This is a genomic window from Leptotrichia sp. OH3620_COT-345, assembly GCF_003932895.1.
Classification (GTDB): domain Bacteria; phylum Fusobacteriota; class Fusobacteriia; order Fusobacteriales; family Leptotrichiaceae; genus Pseudoleptotrichia.
In genome coordinates, this window is the sequence record NZ_RQYW01000002.1 from 65,094 (window position 1) to 82,056 (window position 16,963).

A 16,963-nucleotide genomic window follows, 5' to 3' on the forward strand; every position below is an offset into this window, starting at 1 on the left:
TGACATTCCTCAAATTATCTGAAAATTATTTCATCTTTATCATTAAATTCTACTTTTACCAAAGAATGCAGATTTATGTTTCTTTCTCTTAACTTTTTTCCACCATCTTGAAATGATTTTTCTATTACAATTCCTATTCCTACAACTTCAGCTCCGGCCTGTTCCGCTAAATCAAGCAATCCAAGTGCTGCAGAACCGTTAGCTAAAAAATCATCTATAATTAATATTTTATCCTTTTTATCCAAATATTCAGCGGATACTTTTATATTATAAGTTTTATCCTTTGTATATGAATATACTTTACTTACATAAATTACTTCACTTAAATTTCTACTTTCCGTTTTTTTTGCAAAAACAACGGGAACCTTAAAATATTGAGCACTTATTGCTGCCACAGCTATTCCTGAGGCTTCTATAGTAAGTATTTTTGTTACATCCATATTTGAAAACAGCTTTTGAAATTCCTTACCTATCTCATTCAGACATTCTATATCCAACTGGTGATTCAGAAAAGAATCAACTTTCAGTATACCTCCCTTTTTTATTTCCCCGTCTTTAAGTATTTTTCTTTTTAAATATTCCACTTTATATTCACCCTCTCTTTTAAAATCTATAAAAAAAGAGCATTTTTAGAAACACTCTCTCATAAAATTAGGTTATTCATTGCTATGAAATATCGTAAAATTAAATTACGACTGTTAGGTCATTTAGGTACTTTAATAATATTTATAAATTATTTTGAAGTTTAAACTATAGTTACTAAATAAATCTTTAAATATGGTGCGAAGGGAGGGACTCGAACCCTCATGTCAGAGACGCTAGATCCTAAGTCTAGTGCGTATGCCAATTTCGCCACCCTCGCATCATTTTTTATTTAATTATAATGGTGAGCCATACTGGAATCGAACCAGTGACACCATGATTAAAAGTCATGTGCTCTACCGACTGAGCTAATGGCTCATATGGGGTGACCGACGGGACTTGAACCCGCGACAACCAGTGCCACAAACTGGCGCTCTACCAACTGAACTACGGTCACCATAATATTTCACCGTTCTTTTAAAAAAAAATGGAGCGGGAGACGAGGGTCGAACTCGCGACATTCAGCTTGGAAGGCTGACGCTCTACCAACTGAGCTACTCCCGCATTAAAAATGTATTATAAAATAAATGGTCGGTGCAGCAGGATTCGAACCTGCGGCCCCCTGCTCCCAAGGCAGGTGCGCTACCGGGCTGCGCTATGCACCGTTATACAAAATGATATTTCTATCAGACAAAAATTATATTATCATTTTTTATTTTTTTTGTCAATAACTTTTTTATTATTTCTTTTCTTTTTTATAACTCTTACTTTCAGACATTTAAAAAGAGCGAATATTAAAGCCTCATAAAATTTGCTCAAATATCCGCCCGTCATATGACTATTCTTACAAATCTCTGTCTAAAGACCGGCTATTGAATGGAAAGTATCCATTATTCCCAAAGACAGTATATTGAGAAAATCCCTATCCAAATTCAGGTTATCCCAGTTACCTATTTTTTTCACTTTTAATTTTAAATTCTTTTTAGTGTAATATTTTACATTTCCGGATTTTAATTCTTTTATCATATATTTTTCAAATTCTTGAGCTATATATTTTTTAGAATCTTTTTTTGACATCTGCTTAATTTTTTCAACAGTTTCAGCTTTTTTTTCAAAATCATTCTGAAACTTTTCCGCTTCCTGTCTTAAATCGGGTCCTTTATAGTCAATATCAATTTCCGCTTCATTCCCACGTACTTGAATGCTGTTTATTTTATATTCGGACTTTTTATGTCCTTCTAACATTATACTTCCCATTTTTCCCATAATAAAATAACTGACGGAATTTCTGTCTAACCTGTTTGATATCAGAAGTTTTTCCCTTTCATCCCTTCCCCCTGTTTTATGATATTCCATTATTTTTTCCATTTCCTTCTTTATTTTTTCTTCAGCTTCCTTATCGGTTGCTGAAAATCCTAATACCGTCAAAATTAAAAAAAACAGTAAACTCCACTTTTTCATTTCTTCTCCTTATTCATTCAGATAAACTATTTTTATTCTGTTTCATATTATACATTATTTTTCTTATAAAATTCTTATTAACTTTCCCACAACAAAATATAAAAATTTTCTTTTTTCTATTTCTTCCGTTAATAAATTATAAAAAATATATTACTAAAATGAATAAATTATTTTTATATTATAAAAACAATCTGTATTTTAAATTTCCTTTTGATTTTTAAGGCTTTTAGAGTAATAAAAAAAACACTTTTTTTCTTTTAAAATCTTGTTGAAAAAAAACATTAATTTTGCTATACTTAGTGAGTTAAATTCAACTATACAATTATAAAGAAATCTTTCTTTTTTATAATTATACTTTAAAGTTTTATTTTTAAATTACTAATTAAAATAAAAGAAATAGTTATTCATATTTATTTATAATATGAATAATATGGATTCTTTTGTTTGTTAAAACTTCAATTTAAAACTCAACAAAGAAATGGAGGACATTTATGAAAAATTTATTCAGATGTTTACTTGAAAGTTCTGTGTATACTTTAGTAGTTATCGTTATTTTTTATTTTCTCCCTTTTTCAAAAGAACATTTTTTAATTTTGAATTTACATCCTCTGGCAATAGTTGTAGCTTTTATGGCTCTACGTTACGGGATTTATCTCGGATTTGTAAGTGCGTTGGTTACTACATTGGGATATATTTATGTATACTCAGCTTTAGGAAATGACATGGTTCTTTTTCTTCTAAAATTTCAGTATTATAAGTTTTTCCTTATGTTTTTATTTATTGCCATGTTTCTTGGAAGGTTTCAGACAAATTACAAAACTAGAGAAGAAGATCTTAAAAGAGAAATGTACAACCTTAAATCTTTATTGGAATCTGCGGAAAAAACAAATTCAGAATTGTTAAATATAAATCTTTCATTGAAAAACCAGATTATACAAAGTAAAGGAAGCATTCTTTCCTTTCAGAATGTAAAGAAAAACCTTTTCGAAAAAACGAATATAGAGGCAGTTTACGAAGATTCCATGAATATTCTGAAACAGTTTCTGGACTGTGAAAAAGCGGGTATTTTTACTCTTGAAAATAATATTCTGGAAAATAAAGTACAGCTTTCAGATTCTTTCATTGAAAATGAAATGCCGATAACTTCAGAAAATGCCCACAGATTTATGGAAACTTTTAAAAAAGGAGTACCGTTAGAATTTCCCATTGATTTAAACGGAAAAAATCCCGTTTTTATCGCTCCTTTATTTACAGGAAAGGAAATTAACGGATTTCTGGAAGTAGAAAGTCTTACTTACAGTACATCTAAAAGCTATAACTTTGAAGTATTTAAAATTATAGCTTCGGAGATTAACAATGCATTGAAAATTATTCAAGAAAGAAATAAAAGTAAGGAAAAAAAAGATTATGAAATTTAAGTATTTTTTCATTATAATTCTCATTATAGAATTATTTTTACAAGTAAATCGTATAGTAAACAAGGGAAGCTATTTTTCAATATCACAGGAAGTATCTTTTGAAAAAAAAGCTCCTAAAAATTCCAAATATCCATTTAAACGTACTCAGAAAATGCTTGTATATTATAATAAAAAATCTGAACAGTCAATGAATATACTTTATAATCTTGAGCATATGTTCAAGTACAATAAAATAAATTACACTGTGGCAGATATCGGAGAAATAATACCTACATCGGATTACGATACTTTTATTTTTGCAACGGAAACTTTTATAGGGTTTCAAAAAAGTATGTTTGAAACTATACGGAAAGAAACTTTTGAAGGAAAAAAACTTATATTTTTAAATAATACCCCGTATAATCCCTTTAATGAAATTGCAGGAATTAAAAAAGTAGATTCCTTAGTTGAAAATTCTTCAGAAATTTTCTTTTCTGAAAAACTTTTTCCGGGTCTTGATAAATACAGTCCTACAAAAGAAATAGTAGTACATCCTACCATGAAGGTACAAATTGACAGTGATGTTAGAATCCTTGCCAGAAGTAAGGAAAATATTCCCTTACTTTGGGAAAAAACTTATGGAAAAGGTCTTATTTTATATACAAATGCATCATTTTTTGCCGACAGAATAACACGAGGACTTATGAATCAATGGATTGGATATGGAAATGACTGGTATATCACACCCATTTTAAATGCAAAACTGATGCATATAGATGATTTTCCTGCCCCTGTACCCCGTACATTAAACTCAAATATCCACAATCACTATCATATAAGTACAAGGGATTTTTATAAGCAGATATGGTGGAAAGATATGCTCGAAATTGCCAAACGGAGAAATATTATTTTCAGCGGATTTATAATCATTGATTATAATCATACAGTCCGTAAGGAAAATATGAAAAGAATCTCCGATCTTACATTGAAGGATTTGAGTCTTGAAGGAAGAGAACTGTTTCTACATCACGGCGAATTGGGAGTCCACGGCTATAACCATAATCCTTTAGTTTATAACAGAAAGGAAGTAAATTTTAAAGCGCTTAATTATGTTCCATGGGAAAATCAGGAAGATATGGCGGCAAGTATAAATCAGATAAAAAGCTATGTAAAGGAACTTTTCGGAAGCAAAGTAAAACTATATACATATGTTCCTCCAAGTAACATCATAAGAAACGAAGGACTGGAAGCTATTGTAAAAAACTTTCCTGATATGAATACCGTTTCTGCAATATTTTATGGTAATTCAGATGAGGGAGCGTATGTACAGGAAGTTGAACGTAATAGAGATTTTCCGTCTTTATACAATCTTCCCAGATTTTCTTCAGGATTCTATTACGATAATAATGAAATGTGGAGTTTGTACAATGCCATTGCCACTTATGGCTACTGGTCACATTTTGTTCATCCTGATGATCTTATATCCAAAGACAGAAGTAGAAACAAATCATGGGCGGAATTAAAAGGAGAATTTGAAAAAATTCTTATAGATGTTGAGGCAAATATACCTTTTCTTACATCTATGAGAGCCGTAGATATGACAAAAAAATATGCAAACATTGAAGATATTAAAATTTTCTCTGAAAAACTGGGAAATGAAATTCATGTAGGAGTAGAAAATTTTAGAGATCCTTTTGATACATTAATAAGAGTAAGAAACAAAAAAATTAATAAAATTTCTTCAGGTACATTCAGAGAAGTTTACAACACTGGAAATACAAGGATTTATCTTGTTTCAATAAATAATGAAGATACCACAATTTATTTAGGTGATTAAAATGTTTAAACGGAAAAAAATGATTACGTTTTTATTAACAGCAGTTTTGTTTGTTATAGAAATAATAATAATAAAATATTTTTATACTCCAAAAAATCTTTCAACTTTTAAAAGTCCTTTTTGGATTCTTCACGAAATTTCGGTTCTTACCTTTATAGGAATCTGTCATTTTTTATTAAAGGAAGATATAGGCTATTATGATATTTTTCTTATATTTTTTCCTTTAATAGGAGTTTCTTTGCTATTTCTTGACCTCCTCCTACTGAAATGGACAGTTTCTCAGTCACTTGTAGAAGAAATACTTTATGAGGAGCTGAAAAAGAAGGATACAAGTAGTGAAAGTTTTCTGAAATCTGATTTTGATGTAATGAACTCTTACGATTTGCTTATGTCGGATAATACGGAAAAAAAGAAAAAATTTCTCTTTTCCTATCAACCCGAGGATATTTCCATGAAAACTGAAATATTACAGCGAGCTCTTTTAGATGAAAATATAGACGTAATACATTATGCCGCTACAGAGCTCAATAAAATAGATACTAAAATACAGGAAGAAATAAATATTGCTGAAAATTCTCGAGAAAAGGATACTTACAAAATTTATAAATTATATAAAAAATATACCGCTTCAGGACTTCTTTTCGGTCCAATTCTGGAATTTTACCAGAAAAAAATGTTCGAATTACTGAATGAACTGAAATTAAACAGTAAAGACTTTGAAATAGAGCAACTGAGCTTATACAGACAGATGAATATGAAAAAAGAATATGAAGTGCTTTTAAAAAAATACATTGAGAAGTATTCAGATACATTAATTATTTCAGAATATTTAAAATTTCTATATAAAGAAAACCGTCTTAAAGAAATGATTTCAGAATATAAAAGATACAGTGAATTACATACTGATATTGAAGCCCCTTATTTTTTGGCTGAAATTTGAAAATAAGGTAAAAAGGAGTTAAGCAATGGCTGTTATTTGTTTTATATGCGAGGGTTCATACCCTTACATAGTCGGGGGAGTTTCATCATGGGTTCATGAACTGATTACATCCAACCCTCAACATTTTTTTAAAATACTCTGCATCATTCCCAATAAGGAATTTGCAAAACTAAAATATAAAATACCTAAAAATGTCATAGAAATTAAAAATCTCTATATGGATCCTTATTTAGATTTTTCTTACTTGAAAGTTTTAAAAGACGGTATGGAAGAAAATCAAAATAAGGAAAAAAGTATTGAAGAGCTGCTTCGTTTTCAGATAACCGAAGAGCAGGAAAAATTGGATCGACTGGAAAATGTTTTTTCAAAGGAATTAGGTACACCTCTTGAAATTGTTTTAAGTAAAGAATATTGGAATGTCTTACTTAAATACTACGAAAAATACCATTCCAAAGGTAATTTCAGTACATATTACTGGACATATAGGAACATTATACTGAATCTGCTGAAAATAGGACAGGAAAATGTACCTAAAGCGAATATTTATCATAGTGTTACTACAGGATATGCAGGGTTTATATGTTCCCTTATAGCTCATAGAAAAAACGGAAAATTTCTTCTGACTGAACACGGAATTTATCCCCGTGAAAGGGAGGAGGAAATTTTAGGAGCTACATGGATTGACAGGGATTTTAAAAGTATATGGATTGATTATTTTTATTATCTTTCAAAACTCGCTTATAAATATGCCGATAAAATTATTTCTCTGTTTGAATACAATAGACAGATACAGATAGAATACGGAGCTCCCGAAGAAAAAACTTTAGTTATACCTAACGGAGTGGATGAAAATAAATATGGCTCCATTGTAAAGAAAAAAAGAGAAGGATTTCATATAGGTTCAGTTTTAAGAGTTGTTCCAATTAAAGATCTGAAGATGATGATAAAAGGATTTAAAATTGCATCGGAAAAAATGCCTGATGCCGTCCTCTGGCTTATCGGACCTACAGATGAAGATGAGGATTACTATAAAGAATGCTTACAATTGGTGGAAAATCTGGAATTAAAGGAAAAAGTCATCTTTACGGGACGGGCTGACGTAACAGAATATTATTCTTTTCTCGACCTTCTCCTTCTGACTTCCATATCCGAGGGACAACCTCTCAGCATATTGGAAGGCCTTGCCTCAGGGATTCCATTTATTGCCACTGATGTAGGAAACTGTAGAGAAATACTCATAGAAAAAAAAGAAATAGGAGAAGCAGGAGTAATTATCCCTCCAACTTCATATATAGCTTTGGCTGAAGCATTAGTAAATCTTTACAATAATCCTGAAAAACTGCAGAAATTTTCTGAAAATGGGAAAAAAATAATAAATAAATATTACAGAAAAAAAGATTTTATTGAAAACTATAGAAAAATATATGATGAGTTGGGAGGTTAAAATGGCAGGAATAGGATTTGAATTAAAAAAATTATTTTTAGAACAGGAAAAACTTTTCGGGAATATAAAAGCCCTTGTTTTTTCTGCCGCAATCAGTGTAGGACCATGGATTATAACTTCGACTTCCCTGAACCTACTCATTTTGATTTCCAAAAGCATTAATTTATCAAGAACTGAACAGACTCTTTTTATGAGCAGTATTTTTTATGCTTTTATTTTTTCCCAGATTTTAACAGGAGCTTTCCAGTATCTTATTACAAGATATGTTTCAGACTGTATTTTTCAGGAAAAAATACATAAAATAAGAGGAGCATATTTAGGAAGCATAAAACTGACAGGGATTCTTTCATTTTTTATAAGTTTTATCTTTATAAGTAGGGGACATTTATCACCGGCTTATAAATCAGCTTTTGTACTTCTTTTTATGAGTATGTGTCTTTCATGGATTACTATGATTTTTGTTTCATTACTGAAAAAATATCATTTTATAATTTTCAGTTTTTTTCTAGGAAATATGACTTCAGTAATTTTAGGGTACTACTTTCTAAAATATCCTGTTTCCTTTATTAATGAAACCCCGACTTTCTGGATGTTATTTTCCTACAGTGCAGGTATCTTTCTGAATTTTGTACTAACTTCAATGTATATACTTAGAGCCTTTCAGGGAAAAGGGAAAAATCAGTTTGAATTCCTTGTTTATTTAAAAGGATATTTCAGTTTGGTATCAATAGGAATTCTTTATATACTCGGTGTCTGGGGACACGTTTTTATGAACTGGATTGTAGGGGATTCTTATCTCCTTGCAAATGTATTCATTATTTCCCCACTATACGAAGTTGCAGTTTTCTATTCATACTGTACTGCTATTCCAAGTATTATTTACTTTACAATTTTTCTTGAAACAAAATTTTTACCTATATACAAGGAATATTACAGCCGTATTTCCCAGACAGGTCGTTATGAGGAAATTCAGGATTCACTAAAAAGAATGAAACGAATTTTATATCAGGAAATTCTTTATGCTATGGAACTTCAGTTCCTTATATCATTGACATTTATTTTACTGGCAAACGTAATATTCAGCCATTTTGATATGGACTCATATTTATTGGATTTATTTCGTATAACTATTTTCGGAACTTTCTGTGCAATATTTATTTCTATTTTAATTACTTTGTTCCTTTACTTTGATTTAAGACTGCAATCACTTATACTTTCTACAACTTTATTTGGAACAAGCTTAATATTTACATATTTTTTCGGAAAACTGGGAAAAGAATTTACAGGAATGGGATTTTTCCTTTCCTCTTTCATAAGTTTCGGACTGGCAATATATATGTTCCCTAAAATATTTGATACATTAAATTATACAACCATGTTCAGACAAAATTTTAATTATAAAGTTGGAGGTGTCTTTTTGAAAAAAATCAGTTTACTGTTAGACAGAAAAATCTATATCGGAATAATAGTAGGACTTCTCTTTATTCTAGGAAGCTGCAATATTCATGCAGCATATGATAAAAGAGGATTTAATCCGAAAACACGTAATAACTGGCATACAATGAGCCAATATGACCGTGACGGCTATGATATAGACGGTTACACAAGAGAGGGAATTAATAAGAGAGGATTTAATAAGTCTCGTCTTAACACTGCTACTAAAACTCCTTATGACTATGCCGGATTTGATTTTGACGGTATACATAAAGAAACAAAGAAATCTTATGATGAAAGGGGATTTAATGTCGAGCTTTACAATATTCTGACCGACTCCCCTTATGATAAAAACGGTTTTGATCATTCAGGAATTCATAAGGATACTAAAAAAGAATATGATCATAATGGTTGGAACTATTACGGATTACATGAAAAAACAAAAGATTACTATAATCCTGAAGGGTGGAATGTAGAAGGAATTAATAAAAGAGGATTTAATAAAGACGGTTGGAATATAGAAACTAAAAGTAAGTATGACGGGGGAGGATTTGATTTAAGCGGTACTCATAAAGTTACTAAAAAAAAGTATGACGAAAGAGGATTTGATGTAAATCAGTACAATCATTTTACACACTCTCTTTATGATAAATACGGATTTAATTATGAAGGTATAAACAAAGACACCAAAAGGGAATATGATAAAAACGGTTGGACTTACTACGGGTTACATGAAAAAACAAAAACTTATTACAATCCTCAAGGATATAACAGAGAGGGCTTTGACAGAGAAGGATACAGAAAAGGACAAAGACCTGAAGATGAATACGATAAAAACGGGTTTAACAAAAAAGGAATATATATAAAGGGGTACTAATGAAAATAAAATTAAAAATACTTTTTGCTTTAACAGCTTTTTCGATATTTTCCTTTTCAGAAGAAGAAAATCTTGAAAAAGGCGATATTGTACTAAAAGACAGAGGAGTGGAAAAGTTGAATTTTTATCATCCTGTAAAAGAACAAAATAAATTTTCCACTTTTACAGAATTTGACTTCCGCCCCGATAAAAACATTTATCAGTGGACTTTAGCCGAAGGATATCAATCCATCACTAACTTATGGGACTTCAACTATAAAATAGAAAAGGAATTTCATCAGGAAAAAAACAGGGAAAAGCCTGATTCGCATGTCTGGGATAATGAAATATCTCTTGTAAGAAGAAATAAGGATAAAAAAATTGGAAATTCGACATGGGCTTATAGAACTTTCTTTAAAATTAATCATGCTGAAACCGACGGGAAAAAAATACAAAGAACTTCTACTTATAAATTTTATGGAGGGCAGAAAATTTCATCTTTTCTTTCTTTAGGAAAAGGAGGAACTTATGTAGAATTTGAAGCCGCTGCAGGTGGAGTTAAAGGAAGCTTAAAAAACGGATATTCATTACTTGTATCACTTAAAACAGGCAGTAATCTCGGATATGGAATACAATGGAGCAATACTTTTGAAAATGAATATATGAATTACAATCAATATAGAAAAATAAATAAATCCAAATGGGAAACTTTATTAAAGTGGACATATGAACTGAATGAAAATTGGGCATTTTCTCCTGAACTGAATTTCAAAATAGAAAACTTTATTCCGAAAAAACAGGAAAATTATGCTATTGAATCAACAATCGGATCTTATATACTATACTCAAAAAATTTGAATGATCGTCTAAGAATTTTCGGGAAAATAGGACCTTCATACAGAATAGAGAAAAGTAAATCTAAGGATTTCCATTATTCAAAATCTGGATTTGCAGGTTATGCCAGACTCGGTATAGAATATATTTTCTAAATCATTATTTTTATAAGATTAATATTTATGATACAATATTTTAACTCAAAATAAAAAATATAATCTTATTTTCAAATATTTTCTATTATTATGCAACAAGAAAATATAAAAAACTAAATTTCTTATTAAGTAATATTTTTGAAAGGAACTGTACTATATGAAAAAATATATATTTTTACTGATTTTTGTATTCTGTATCTCATGTTTTTCAAAGGAAAATCCTTCAAAGGAAATATCTTTAAAAAAAGAAGAAACAAAAAAGGAAACCTTCGTGCAGGATTCTGCTAAAGAAATTCCCGAAGAAATATATCGTAACAGAATGAAGAATTTTATAAGGGAGATACGTAACAATACAGAAAAAAACAGAATCATTATTACACAGAACGGAAATGAACTATACTTCAGTAACGGAAAAATTGATATGAATTTTTTTAATGTTACTAATGGAACTACACAAGAATCTCTATATTATGGGGATGTGTTAAAATTCAACATTCCTACTTCAAAAAAACTGAAAAATGAATTACTGAACCTCGCTATTCCTGTAAGAAAAGCCGGAAAACCTGTCTTTGTTATTAATTATGGAAAAGGGCAGACAAAAAAAGATTTTCTTATTAAGGAAGATATAAAAACAGGATTTATAAGTGAAATATTGCCTAACTTTGAAGCTAAAAATATATATTCTCCTGTCAGAGGATATAATACCGGCAATATTACTTCATTAAATCAGGTCAAAAATTTCTTATGTCTTTTAAATCCTGAAAACTTTAAGGATATTAACGAATATTTTGAATATCTGAAAAATACGGATTATGATCTACTGCTCATAGAACCTTCCCATAATGGGATATTTTTTACAAAAGAGCAGACGGAACAGCTGAAAACAAAAAAGAACGGTGGAAAAAGAATAGTAATCGCCTATTTTAGCATAGGAGAAGCTGAAGATTATAGAAGTTATTGGAATAAATCATGGAGTAAAAAAAGACCTGAATGGATTGTTGGCGAAAATCCTGACTGGAAAGGAAATTATGTAGTGAAATACTGGAGATCTGAATGGAAAAATATTGTAAAAGGATACCAGAAAAAACTCGATGCAATAGGTGTAGATGGCTATCTTCTTGATACGGTGGATTCTTATTATTATTTTCAGGATAAAGCAGAGAAGGGGAAAAAAATTCCTGACTAATTTTCAAATATCTATGAGTCGGTTTATAACTGACTCATAGAGCTTAAAAATACATAAAATTATAATTTTTAAAATATATTATTTACAGTTATGGAATTATTTTTGATTTATGGTGTTGACAGTTATATTATCTATTGCATGTCATACAGGAAAAATTCTTTAAAATTAAACTGAATATAACATAAATTTTGTAAGAACATAAAGAACTTTTATTTTTATATGATTTTCCAATATTTTCCTGTACTCCAATTCTAGAATAATTTTACAGATTTCATCAGAAAATTATATTTAACTTATAAAACAGCTATTTTATCTCACAAATTTACCGCCTGCCTAATTATATACTCTTTTAAAAATAAATAAAATAAGGAGTTTTTAATTAAATTAAAATGTTATAAAAAATTCAATAAATAATTTTAAAGGAAGTGAAAAAGTGAAAAAGTTATTTAGAAAAAAGTTTTTAAAATTGTTAGAAGTTATCTTTTTTATATTTTTTTTATTGGGATGTTTTAACGAAAAAAGTAAAATAAAAACAAGCAAGCTTGAATTTCAAAATCAAAAATACATAAGTGAGGAAATATCAAAAAAAAGTAATAAAATAAATCGTAATCTTCCATCTTTGGAATATAAATATAAAATAATTATAAATCAACCGGGTGGAATAGTCCATACTCAAGATGAAAATTACTATTCTGTAGATAAAAATGAAAATGAAAAAATATGGGAAAAAATGGTTATAAAAGAACTGGAAAAGCTTAATCCTGTTCCTGAAAATGCTTCAGATGAGGAAATACAACATCTTCTGAAACAATTTATATATATTATGGGCTCTAAGTATGAAGCTATAGAAACTTTCGACAAATTTTCCCATGTTATTTTTAAAAGTGAGGAAACTGATTCAACTATTGATAGGAAGATGGCTGTTGACGAGTTAAATGTCACAGAAAACAGTCAGGAAAAATTAGATGAAAACTTAATAAAAAAACTTCAAGATTCTCATTATAATATATTAAAAGCCAATTCGAGATTAAAAGATGAAACTGTATCTGAAATAAATAATCTGTATAAGACATTCAGAATGGCTTCAGACTCTAATTATATTAAAAATCCTATCTTTAAATTTGACGGTATTGTGTCATCAAAGCTTTTTAGATTGGGAGAAAAAAGAAATCTTAAAATCTATTCCCTTTATGAAGAGGAATTGGAAAAACTCCAAAAGCAGTCTGAAGAGTATTTAAAAAAAGTTAAGCTGCGAACGGGAGAAACGGTAATTTACGTTCCTACTACAAGTACGGTTACTCCTTCCAGTAAGTATTATAAAGAGAAAAAAGAAAGAAAAAATTAATTTAAGAAATATTCTGAAAAAATAAAAAGGGGAAATTAATCCCCTTTTTATTTATATGAAATTCTATTTCTTATTTTTTTCTTTATCAGCATTTTCTTTTAAAAAATCATTAAACATGTTTACATATGCTCTATGAGGAAAAAAAATCGGATTATTAATAAGCATCAGTAACTGATTAAACTCAAAAATAAATGACAATAAAGGTATTTTATCTCCTTTATCAAAAACGGCATACTTATTATGACTGTTATTATTTAAGAAGTAATCTTTTAATTTTATAATAGAATTTAAAGCAGTCCCTTCTTCAATATTTTTCTTTTCAATTATTTCTTTTTCAATATCTTTTTTTGTATCTTCATTGTGATTCAATTTTAAATACCATTCCATTAAATTCTCATTTTTTGAATCAAATATAATTTGTAATTTTTCTTTATTTTTTTTCGTACCCATTGTAATATCAAATCCATCAAAACACTCCTTTATTTTTGAAGTACGGCATAATATTTTGATAGGTCTTGTTTCTGTTTGTGTATTAATAAAAGCCTTTGTAGAATTAATTTTATCATTTCCATGATGGATACGCCCTGCAATACGAACGGAAGCTTCCTGTGAAGTTTTCAGATCTTTAAAACTGTCCAACCAGTCTTTAATCTTTTCCTTTTTTATTCCTGAACTTTTACATTCGATAACTGCTGCAACAGCTTCAATAGGAACAAATTTTAAAACGCCGTAATTAAAAATGTACGGGGTATACTGCTCATCATAAATAGCCAAATCTACTTCCCTTGAACAGTTACGTTTTGAGTCAATAATAAACACACTTCTTGCAATATGAAATTTTTTAGGAATAATTCTTTCAAATAAGGATTTCCATACTTCCTCACGATTTTCTCCGATTGTTGAACCATGTGATTTCCACTCATAAGTCAACTGTGTTACTAATTCTTTTTCCCAGTTTTTATAATTTGCAATAATATTTTTTAAATGTACTCTTTCTTCTACCATAAATAATTCCTCCTTATAATTTTTAATATTTTTTAACAGTTCATTTATTTTTTTATATCTTCATAATAATTATACCTCATAATAAAATTATTTATCCTAATTTTGTACTACATTTAAATTTTATATACTTAAAACAAAAAATAATTATTTAACTAATTGTTTCAAATATATATTCTTTTCGTTTACACGTTATTAACATTTAAAATACAATAAAAAATATTTTTATGAAAAATATGAAAAAAGAGTCGAAAATATACGTTTATTCTTTATATTTCGACTCTTCTATCTATAAATTATATATTTTTATTTTCTAGTATATATTCATAATATTCCTTATACTTTGCTCCTATTTTTTTTAAATCTCTCTCTTTTGCAATTTTATATCCGTTTTCTATTATTTCATTTATATTTTCCACTTTTTCGTTTACTATACTTACCATTTTTTTATAAAACTCGTCATTATTCCGGGCTTTAAAGCAGTTTATTCCGTCCTGAAGCCAATTTTCATAAACAGGTATATCCCTTACAACTAAAGGAAGTTTAGCTGAAAGAGCTTCCAAAACTACTATTCCTTCATTTTCCTCATAAGTCATAAAAAGAAATAATTTTGCCGCACCGAATGCTCCTATAAGCTCTTCCTTTTCAACATATCCGGGAAAAATAAGATTTTTAGGAGGATTTTCTATTATTTTCTGTATTTTTTTCGGAAGCATAGACTTTATACTTGATGAACCGAACCATAAAAATTGGTAATCACTGCATCTTTCAACTATTTTTACAAAATCTTTTATCCCTTTTCTTTCAAAAGGAAGACCTGCAGTTATTATAAGCGGCTTATTTATTTTATGCTTTTTCAGGAAATTTTTTTTCAATTCTTCATCTTTTTTTATTTTTTCTATATTTACTCCATTGGATATTACTCTTATTTCTTTTTCTTTATTCAAATACTTTTCAGTTATAAGATTTTTTGTATATTCTGTAGGCGATATAAGATAATCAGCACCATTGTATGATTTTTTCGCCCAGAATCTTATTATAGGTGCTAACTGATTACTTCCCTTTACACTTCCTTTAAAATCTTCATAAGTTGTATGTGTATGATATATTACCGGCTTTTTCTTTTTCTTTGCTTTTTTTAATACTCTCCATGATTTTATTCCCAGTGTGTTTATGTGAACAATATCATAGTCTTCATCAGGATTTAAAGTAAATTCCACATTATTTGCTCCAAGGGCTTCTACCTGATGATTTAATGCTTGCCCAACGCCTGATCTGCTGAATGTATTTTTTCCCTCTGAAAATAGTAAAACTTTCACGACTATCATACTCCTTTATTGTTTTTTTATACACTTCTTCTACTCTTTCACCAAATTTTTCTGCAGTGAAATTTTGAGATACATTATAAGCATTTTGTATTATTTTCTCTCTAAATTCTTTATTTTCTTTCAGCAACCTTATATTATTTATAAATTCCTCTTCATTTTTATAAACGAGACCTGCCTCGTTTTTTACAAGTAAATCTTCTAAATTCAAGTCATATCTTGCATTTACAGGTGTCTTTGCAGCCATAGCTTCTATAAATGTCAGCCCCTGAGTTTCAGAAATACTGGCATTTAAAAATACATCTCCTATTTGATAATAAACAGGAACTTTATCATGAGGAACTTCTCCTGCAAAAATTACTCTGTCATTTATTCCGAGTTTTTGAGCCTGAGTTTTAAGCTCATCAACTATAGGTCCCCTACCTACTATCATAAACTTAAATTCTTCTTCACTTATTTTTGAAAACATATCAATTAATACATCAAGACTTTTTTCTTTTGCTATTCTTCCTATATATACACAAAGAAAGTCACTATCCTGTACTCCAAAACTTTCCCTCATAAATTTTATTTCTTCATCAGTATAATTTTCTCTATAAAATTTATCCAATTCTATTCCTGTAGGAATTATATTCATATTTTTATCCACATCATATGAATAAAGTATATCTTCCACTTTTCTTGTAGGTACTATAAGTTCATTACATTTTTCACAATAAAATTTACTTATTGCTGCCGCAAGCTTTTTAGCAGGCACTGTAAAATGCCCTTTAGTTATATAATGTGTATAATATTCATAAAGAGTATGATATGTGTGGACAAGAGGGATTTCAAGATTTATTGCTGCAAATCTTGCAAATGTCCCTACTCCCCATTCAGTCTGTGAATGTATTATATCAAGTTCCAATCTTTTTATTTTTTTTATTATTCTTGATGAATACAGCATTCCAAGCCTATACTGAGGTAAAGGTTTAAATTCCAGACTCGGTACTCTCAGTACATTAGGCTCCACTGTAGGTGCATCAGGGTCTGTAGTAGTTATAATATAAACTTTGTGACCTTTTTTTCTTAATTCTTTCTCCAATGTCAGTATAGAGCTTACAACACCGTTGACCTGTGGTCTGTAAGTGTCAGTAAATATTCCTACTCTCATATTTTCTCCTTT

At 29.2% G+C, this 16,963-nt stretch carries 13 protein-coding genes and 5 tRNA genes; 8 read left to right on the plus strand and 10 right to left on the minus strand.

The window, feature by feature from the left end:
* Positions 1–14: 14 nt before the first annotated feature.
* The 7 genes from EII29_RS01510 to EII29_RS01540 form a co-directional block, all read right to left on the minus strand.
* Complete coding sequence (locus tag EII29_RS01510) at positions 15–584, minus strand: xanthine phosphoribosyltransferase (protein WP_125235781.1); 570 nt, start codon at positions 582–584, stop codon at positions 15–17.
* A gap of 194 nt (positions 585–778) precedes the next feature.
* Positions 779–862: transfer RNA gene (locus EII29_RS01515), tRNA-Leu, on the minus strand.
* 22 nt (positions 863–884) lie between these two features.
* Positions 885–960: transfer RNA gene (locus EII29_RS01520), tRNA-Lys, on the minus strand.
* 3 nt (positions 961–963) lie between these two features.
* Positions 964–1,039, minus strand: a tRNA-His gene (locus EII29_RS01525).
* 31 nt (positions 1,040–1,070) lie between these two features.
* Positions 1,071–1,146, minus strand: a tRNA-Gly gene (locus EII29_RS01530).
* Positions 1,147–1,170: 24 nt separating this feature from the next.
* Positions 1,171–1,247: transfer RNA gene (locus EII29_RS01535), tRNA-Pro, on the minus strand.
* Between the two features lie 193 nt (positions 1,248–1,440).
* On the minus strand, positions 1,441–2,043 hold the full coding sequence (locus EII29_RS01540; protein WP_125235782.1) for a hypothetical protein: 603 nt from the start codon (positions 2,041–2,043) through the stop codon (positions 1,441–1,443).
* Positions 2,044–2,534: 491 nt separating this feature from the next.
* Here EII29_RS01540 and EII29_RS01545 point away from each other — a divergent pair, with 491 nt between their 5' ends.
* From EII29_RS01545 to EII29_RS01580, 8 genes are all read left to right on the plus strand, one after another.
* Positions 2,535–3,461 (plus strand): hypothetical protein, encoded by a 927-nt coding sequence (locus EII29_RS01545; protein ID WP_125235783.1) that lies wholly within the window; start codon positions 2,535–2,537, stop codon positions 3,459–3,461.
* Positions 3,451–5,277 (plus strand): DUF2194 domain-containing protein, encoded by a 1,827-nt coding sequence (locus EII29_RS01550; RefSeq protein WP_233573221.1) that lies wholly within the window; start codon positions 3,451–3,453, stop codon positions 5,275–5,277. Before EII29_RS01545 ends, EII29_RS01550 begins: the two co-directional genes overlap by 11 nt.
* 1 nt (position 5,278) lies before the next feature.
* Positions 5,279–6,217 (plus strand): hypothetical protein, encoded by a 939-nt coding sequence (locus EII29_RS01555; protein ID WP_125235785.1) that lies wholly within the window; start codon positions 5,279–5,281, stop codon positions 6,215–6,217.
* Positions 6,218–6,242: 25 nt separating this feature from the next.
* Positions 6,243–7,661 carry a GT4 family glycosyltransferase PelF gene (gene pelF / locus EII29_RS01560; RefSeq protein WP_125235786.1) on the plus strand — a complete coding sequence of 473 codons (1,419 nt, stop codon included), beginning with the start codon at positions 6,243–6,245 and terminating at the stop codon, positions 7,659–7,661.
* Position 7,662: 1 nt separating this feature from the next.
* Positions 7,663–9,972 carry an exopolysaccharide Pel transporter PelG gene (gene pelG, locus EII29_RS01565; protein WP_125235787.1) on the plus strand — a complete coding sequence of 770 codons (2,310 nt, stop codon included), beginning with the start codon at positions 7,663–7,665 and terminating at the stop codon, positions 9,970–9,972.
* Entirely contained in the window at positions 9,972–10,940 is a 969-nt protein-coding gene (locus tag EII29_RS01570; RefSeq protein ID WP_125235788.1) for an outer membrane beta-barrel protein, read from the plus strand. Before pelG ends, EII29_RS01570 begins: the two co-directional genes overlap by 1 nt.
* A gap of 157 nt (positions 10,941–11,097) precedes the next feature.
* On the plus strand, positions 11,098–12,126 hold the full coding sequence (locus EII29_RS01575) for an endo alpha-1,4 polygalactosaminidase (RefSeq protein ID WP_158612444.1): 1,029 nt from the start codon (positions 11,098–11,100) through the stop codon (positions 12,124–12,126).
* A 433-nt stretch (positions 12,127–12,559) separates the two neighbouring features.
* A complete protein-coding gene (locus EII29_RS01580) occupies positions 12,560–13,471 on the plus strand; it encodes a hypothetical protein (protein WP_125235789.1) in 912 nt (303 codons plus the stop codon).
* A 63-nt stretch (positions 13,472–13,534) separates the two neighbouring features.
* On the opposite strand, the gene EII29_RS01585 is transcribed toward EII29_RS01580, so the two are convergent.
* The 3 genes from EII29_RS01585 to EII29_RS01595 all read right to left on the minus strand — a co-directional run bounded on the left by EII29_RS01585 (position 13,535) and on the right by EII29_RS01595 (position 16,951).
* A complete protein-coding gene (locus tag EII29_RS01585; protein ID WP_125235790.1) occupies positions 13,535–14,476 on the minus strand; it encodes a DUF6602 domain-containing protein in 942 nt (313 codons plus the stop codon).
* Positions 14,477–14,769: 293 nt separating this feature from the next.
* Positions 14,770–15,801, minus strand: a complete 1,032-nt coding sequence (locus tag EII29_RS01590) for a glycosyltransferase family 4 protein (RefSeq protein ID WP_233573222.1) — start codon at positions 15,799–15,801, stop codon at positions 14,770–14,772.
* Entirely contained in the window at positions 15,695–16,951 is a 1,257-nt protein-coding gene (locus tag EII29_RS01595) for a glycosyltransferase (protein ID WP_125235791.1), read from the minus strand. Before EII29_RS01595 ends, EII29_RS01590 begins: the two co-directional genes overlap by 107 nt.
* Between the last annotated feature and the right edge of the window lie 12 nt (positions 16,952–16,963).

Excerpts from the sequence above, each read along its gene's own strand:
- EII29_RS01540 (WP_125235782.1), bottom strand. The coding sequence starts at position 2,043 with ATGAAAAAGTGGAGTTTACTGTTTTTTTTAATTTTGACGGTATTAGGA.
- EII29_RS01545 (WP_125235783.1), top strand. The coding sequence starts at position 2,535 with ATGAAAAATTTATTCAGATGTTTACTTGAAAGTTCTGTGTATACTTTA.
- EII29_RS01550 (WP_233573221.1), top strand. The coding sequence starts at position 3,451 with ATGAAATTTAAGTATTTTTTCATTATAATTCTCATTATAGAATTATTT.
- EII29_RS01555 (WP_125235785.1), top strand. The coding sequence starts at position 5,279 with ATGTTTAAACGGAAAAAAATGATTACGTTTTTATTAACAGCAGTTTTG.
- pelF (WP_125235786.1), top strand. The coding sequence starts at position 6,243 with ATGGCTGTTATTTGTTTTATATGCGAGGGTTCATACCCTTACATAGTC.
- pelG (WP_125235787.1), top strand. The coding sequence starts at position 7,663 with ATGGCAGGAATAGGATTTGAATTAAAAAAATTATTTTTAGAACAGGAA.
- EII29_RS01570 (WP_125235788.1), top strand. The coding sequence starts at position 9,972 with ATGAAAATAAAATTAAAAATACTTTTTGCTTTAACAGCTTTTTCGATA.
- EII29_RS01575 (WP_158612444.1), top strand. The coding sequence starts at position 11,098 with ATGAAAAAATATATATTTTTACTGATTTTTGTATTCTGTATCTCATGT.
- EII29_RS01585 (WP_125235790.1), bottom strand. The coding sequence starts at position 14,476 with ATGGTAGAAGAAAGAGTACATTTAAAAAATATTATTGCAAATTATAAA.
- EII29_RS01590 (WP_233573222.1), bottom strand. The coding sequence starts at position 15,801 with ATGATAGTCGTGAAAGTTTTACTATTTTCAGAGGGAAAAAATACATTC.
- EII29_RS01595 (WP_125235791.1), bottom strand. The coding sequence starts at position 16,951 with ATGAGAGTAGGAATATTTACTGACACTTACAGACCACAGGTCAACGGT.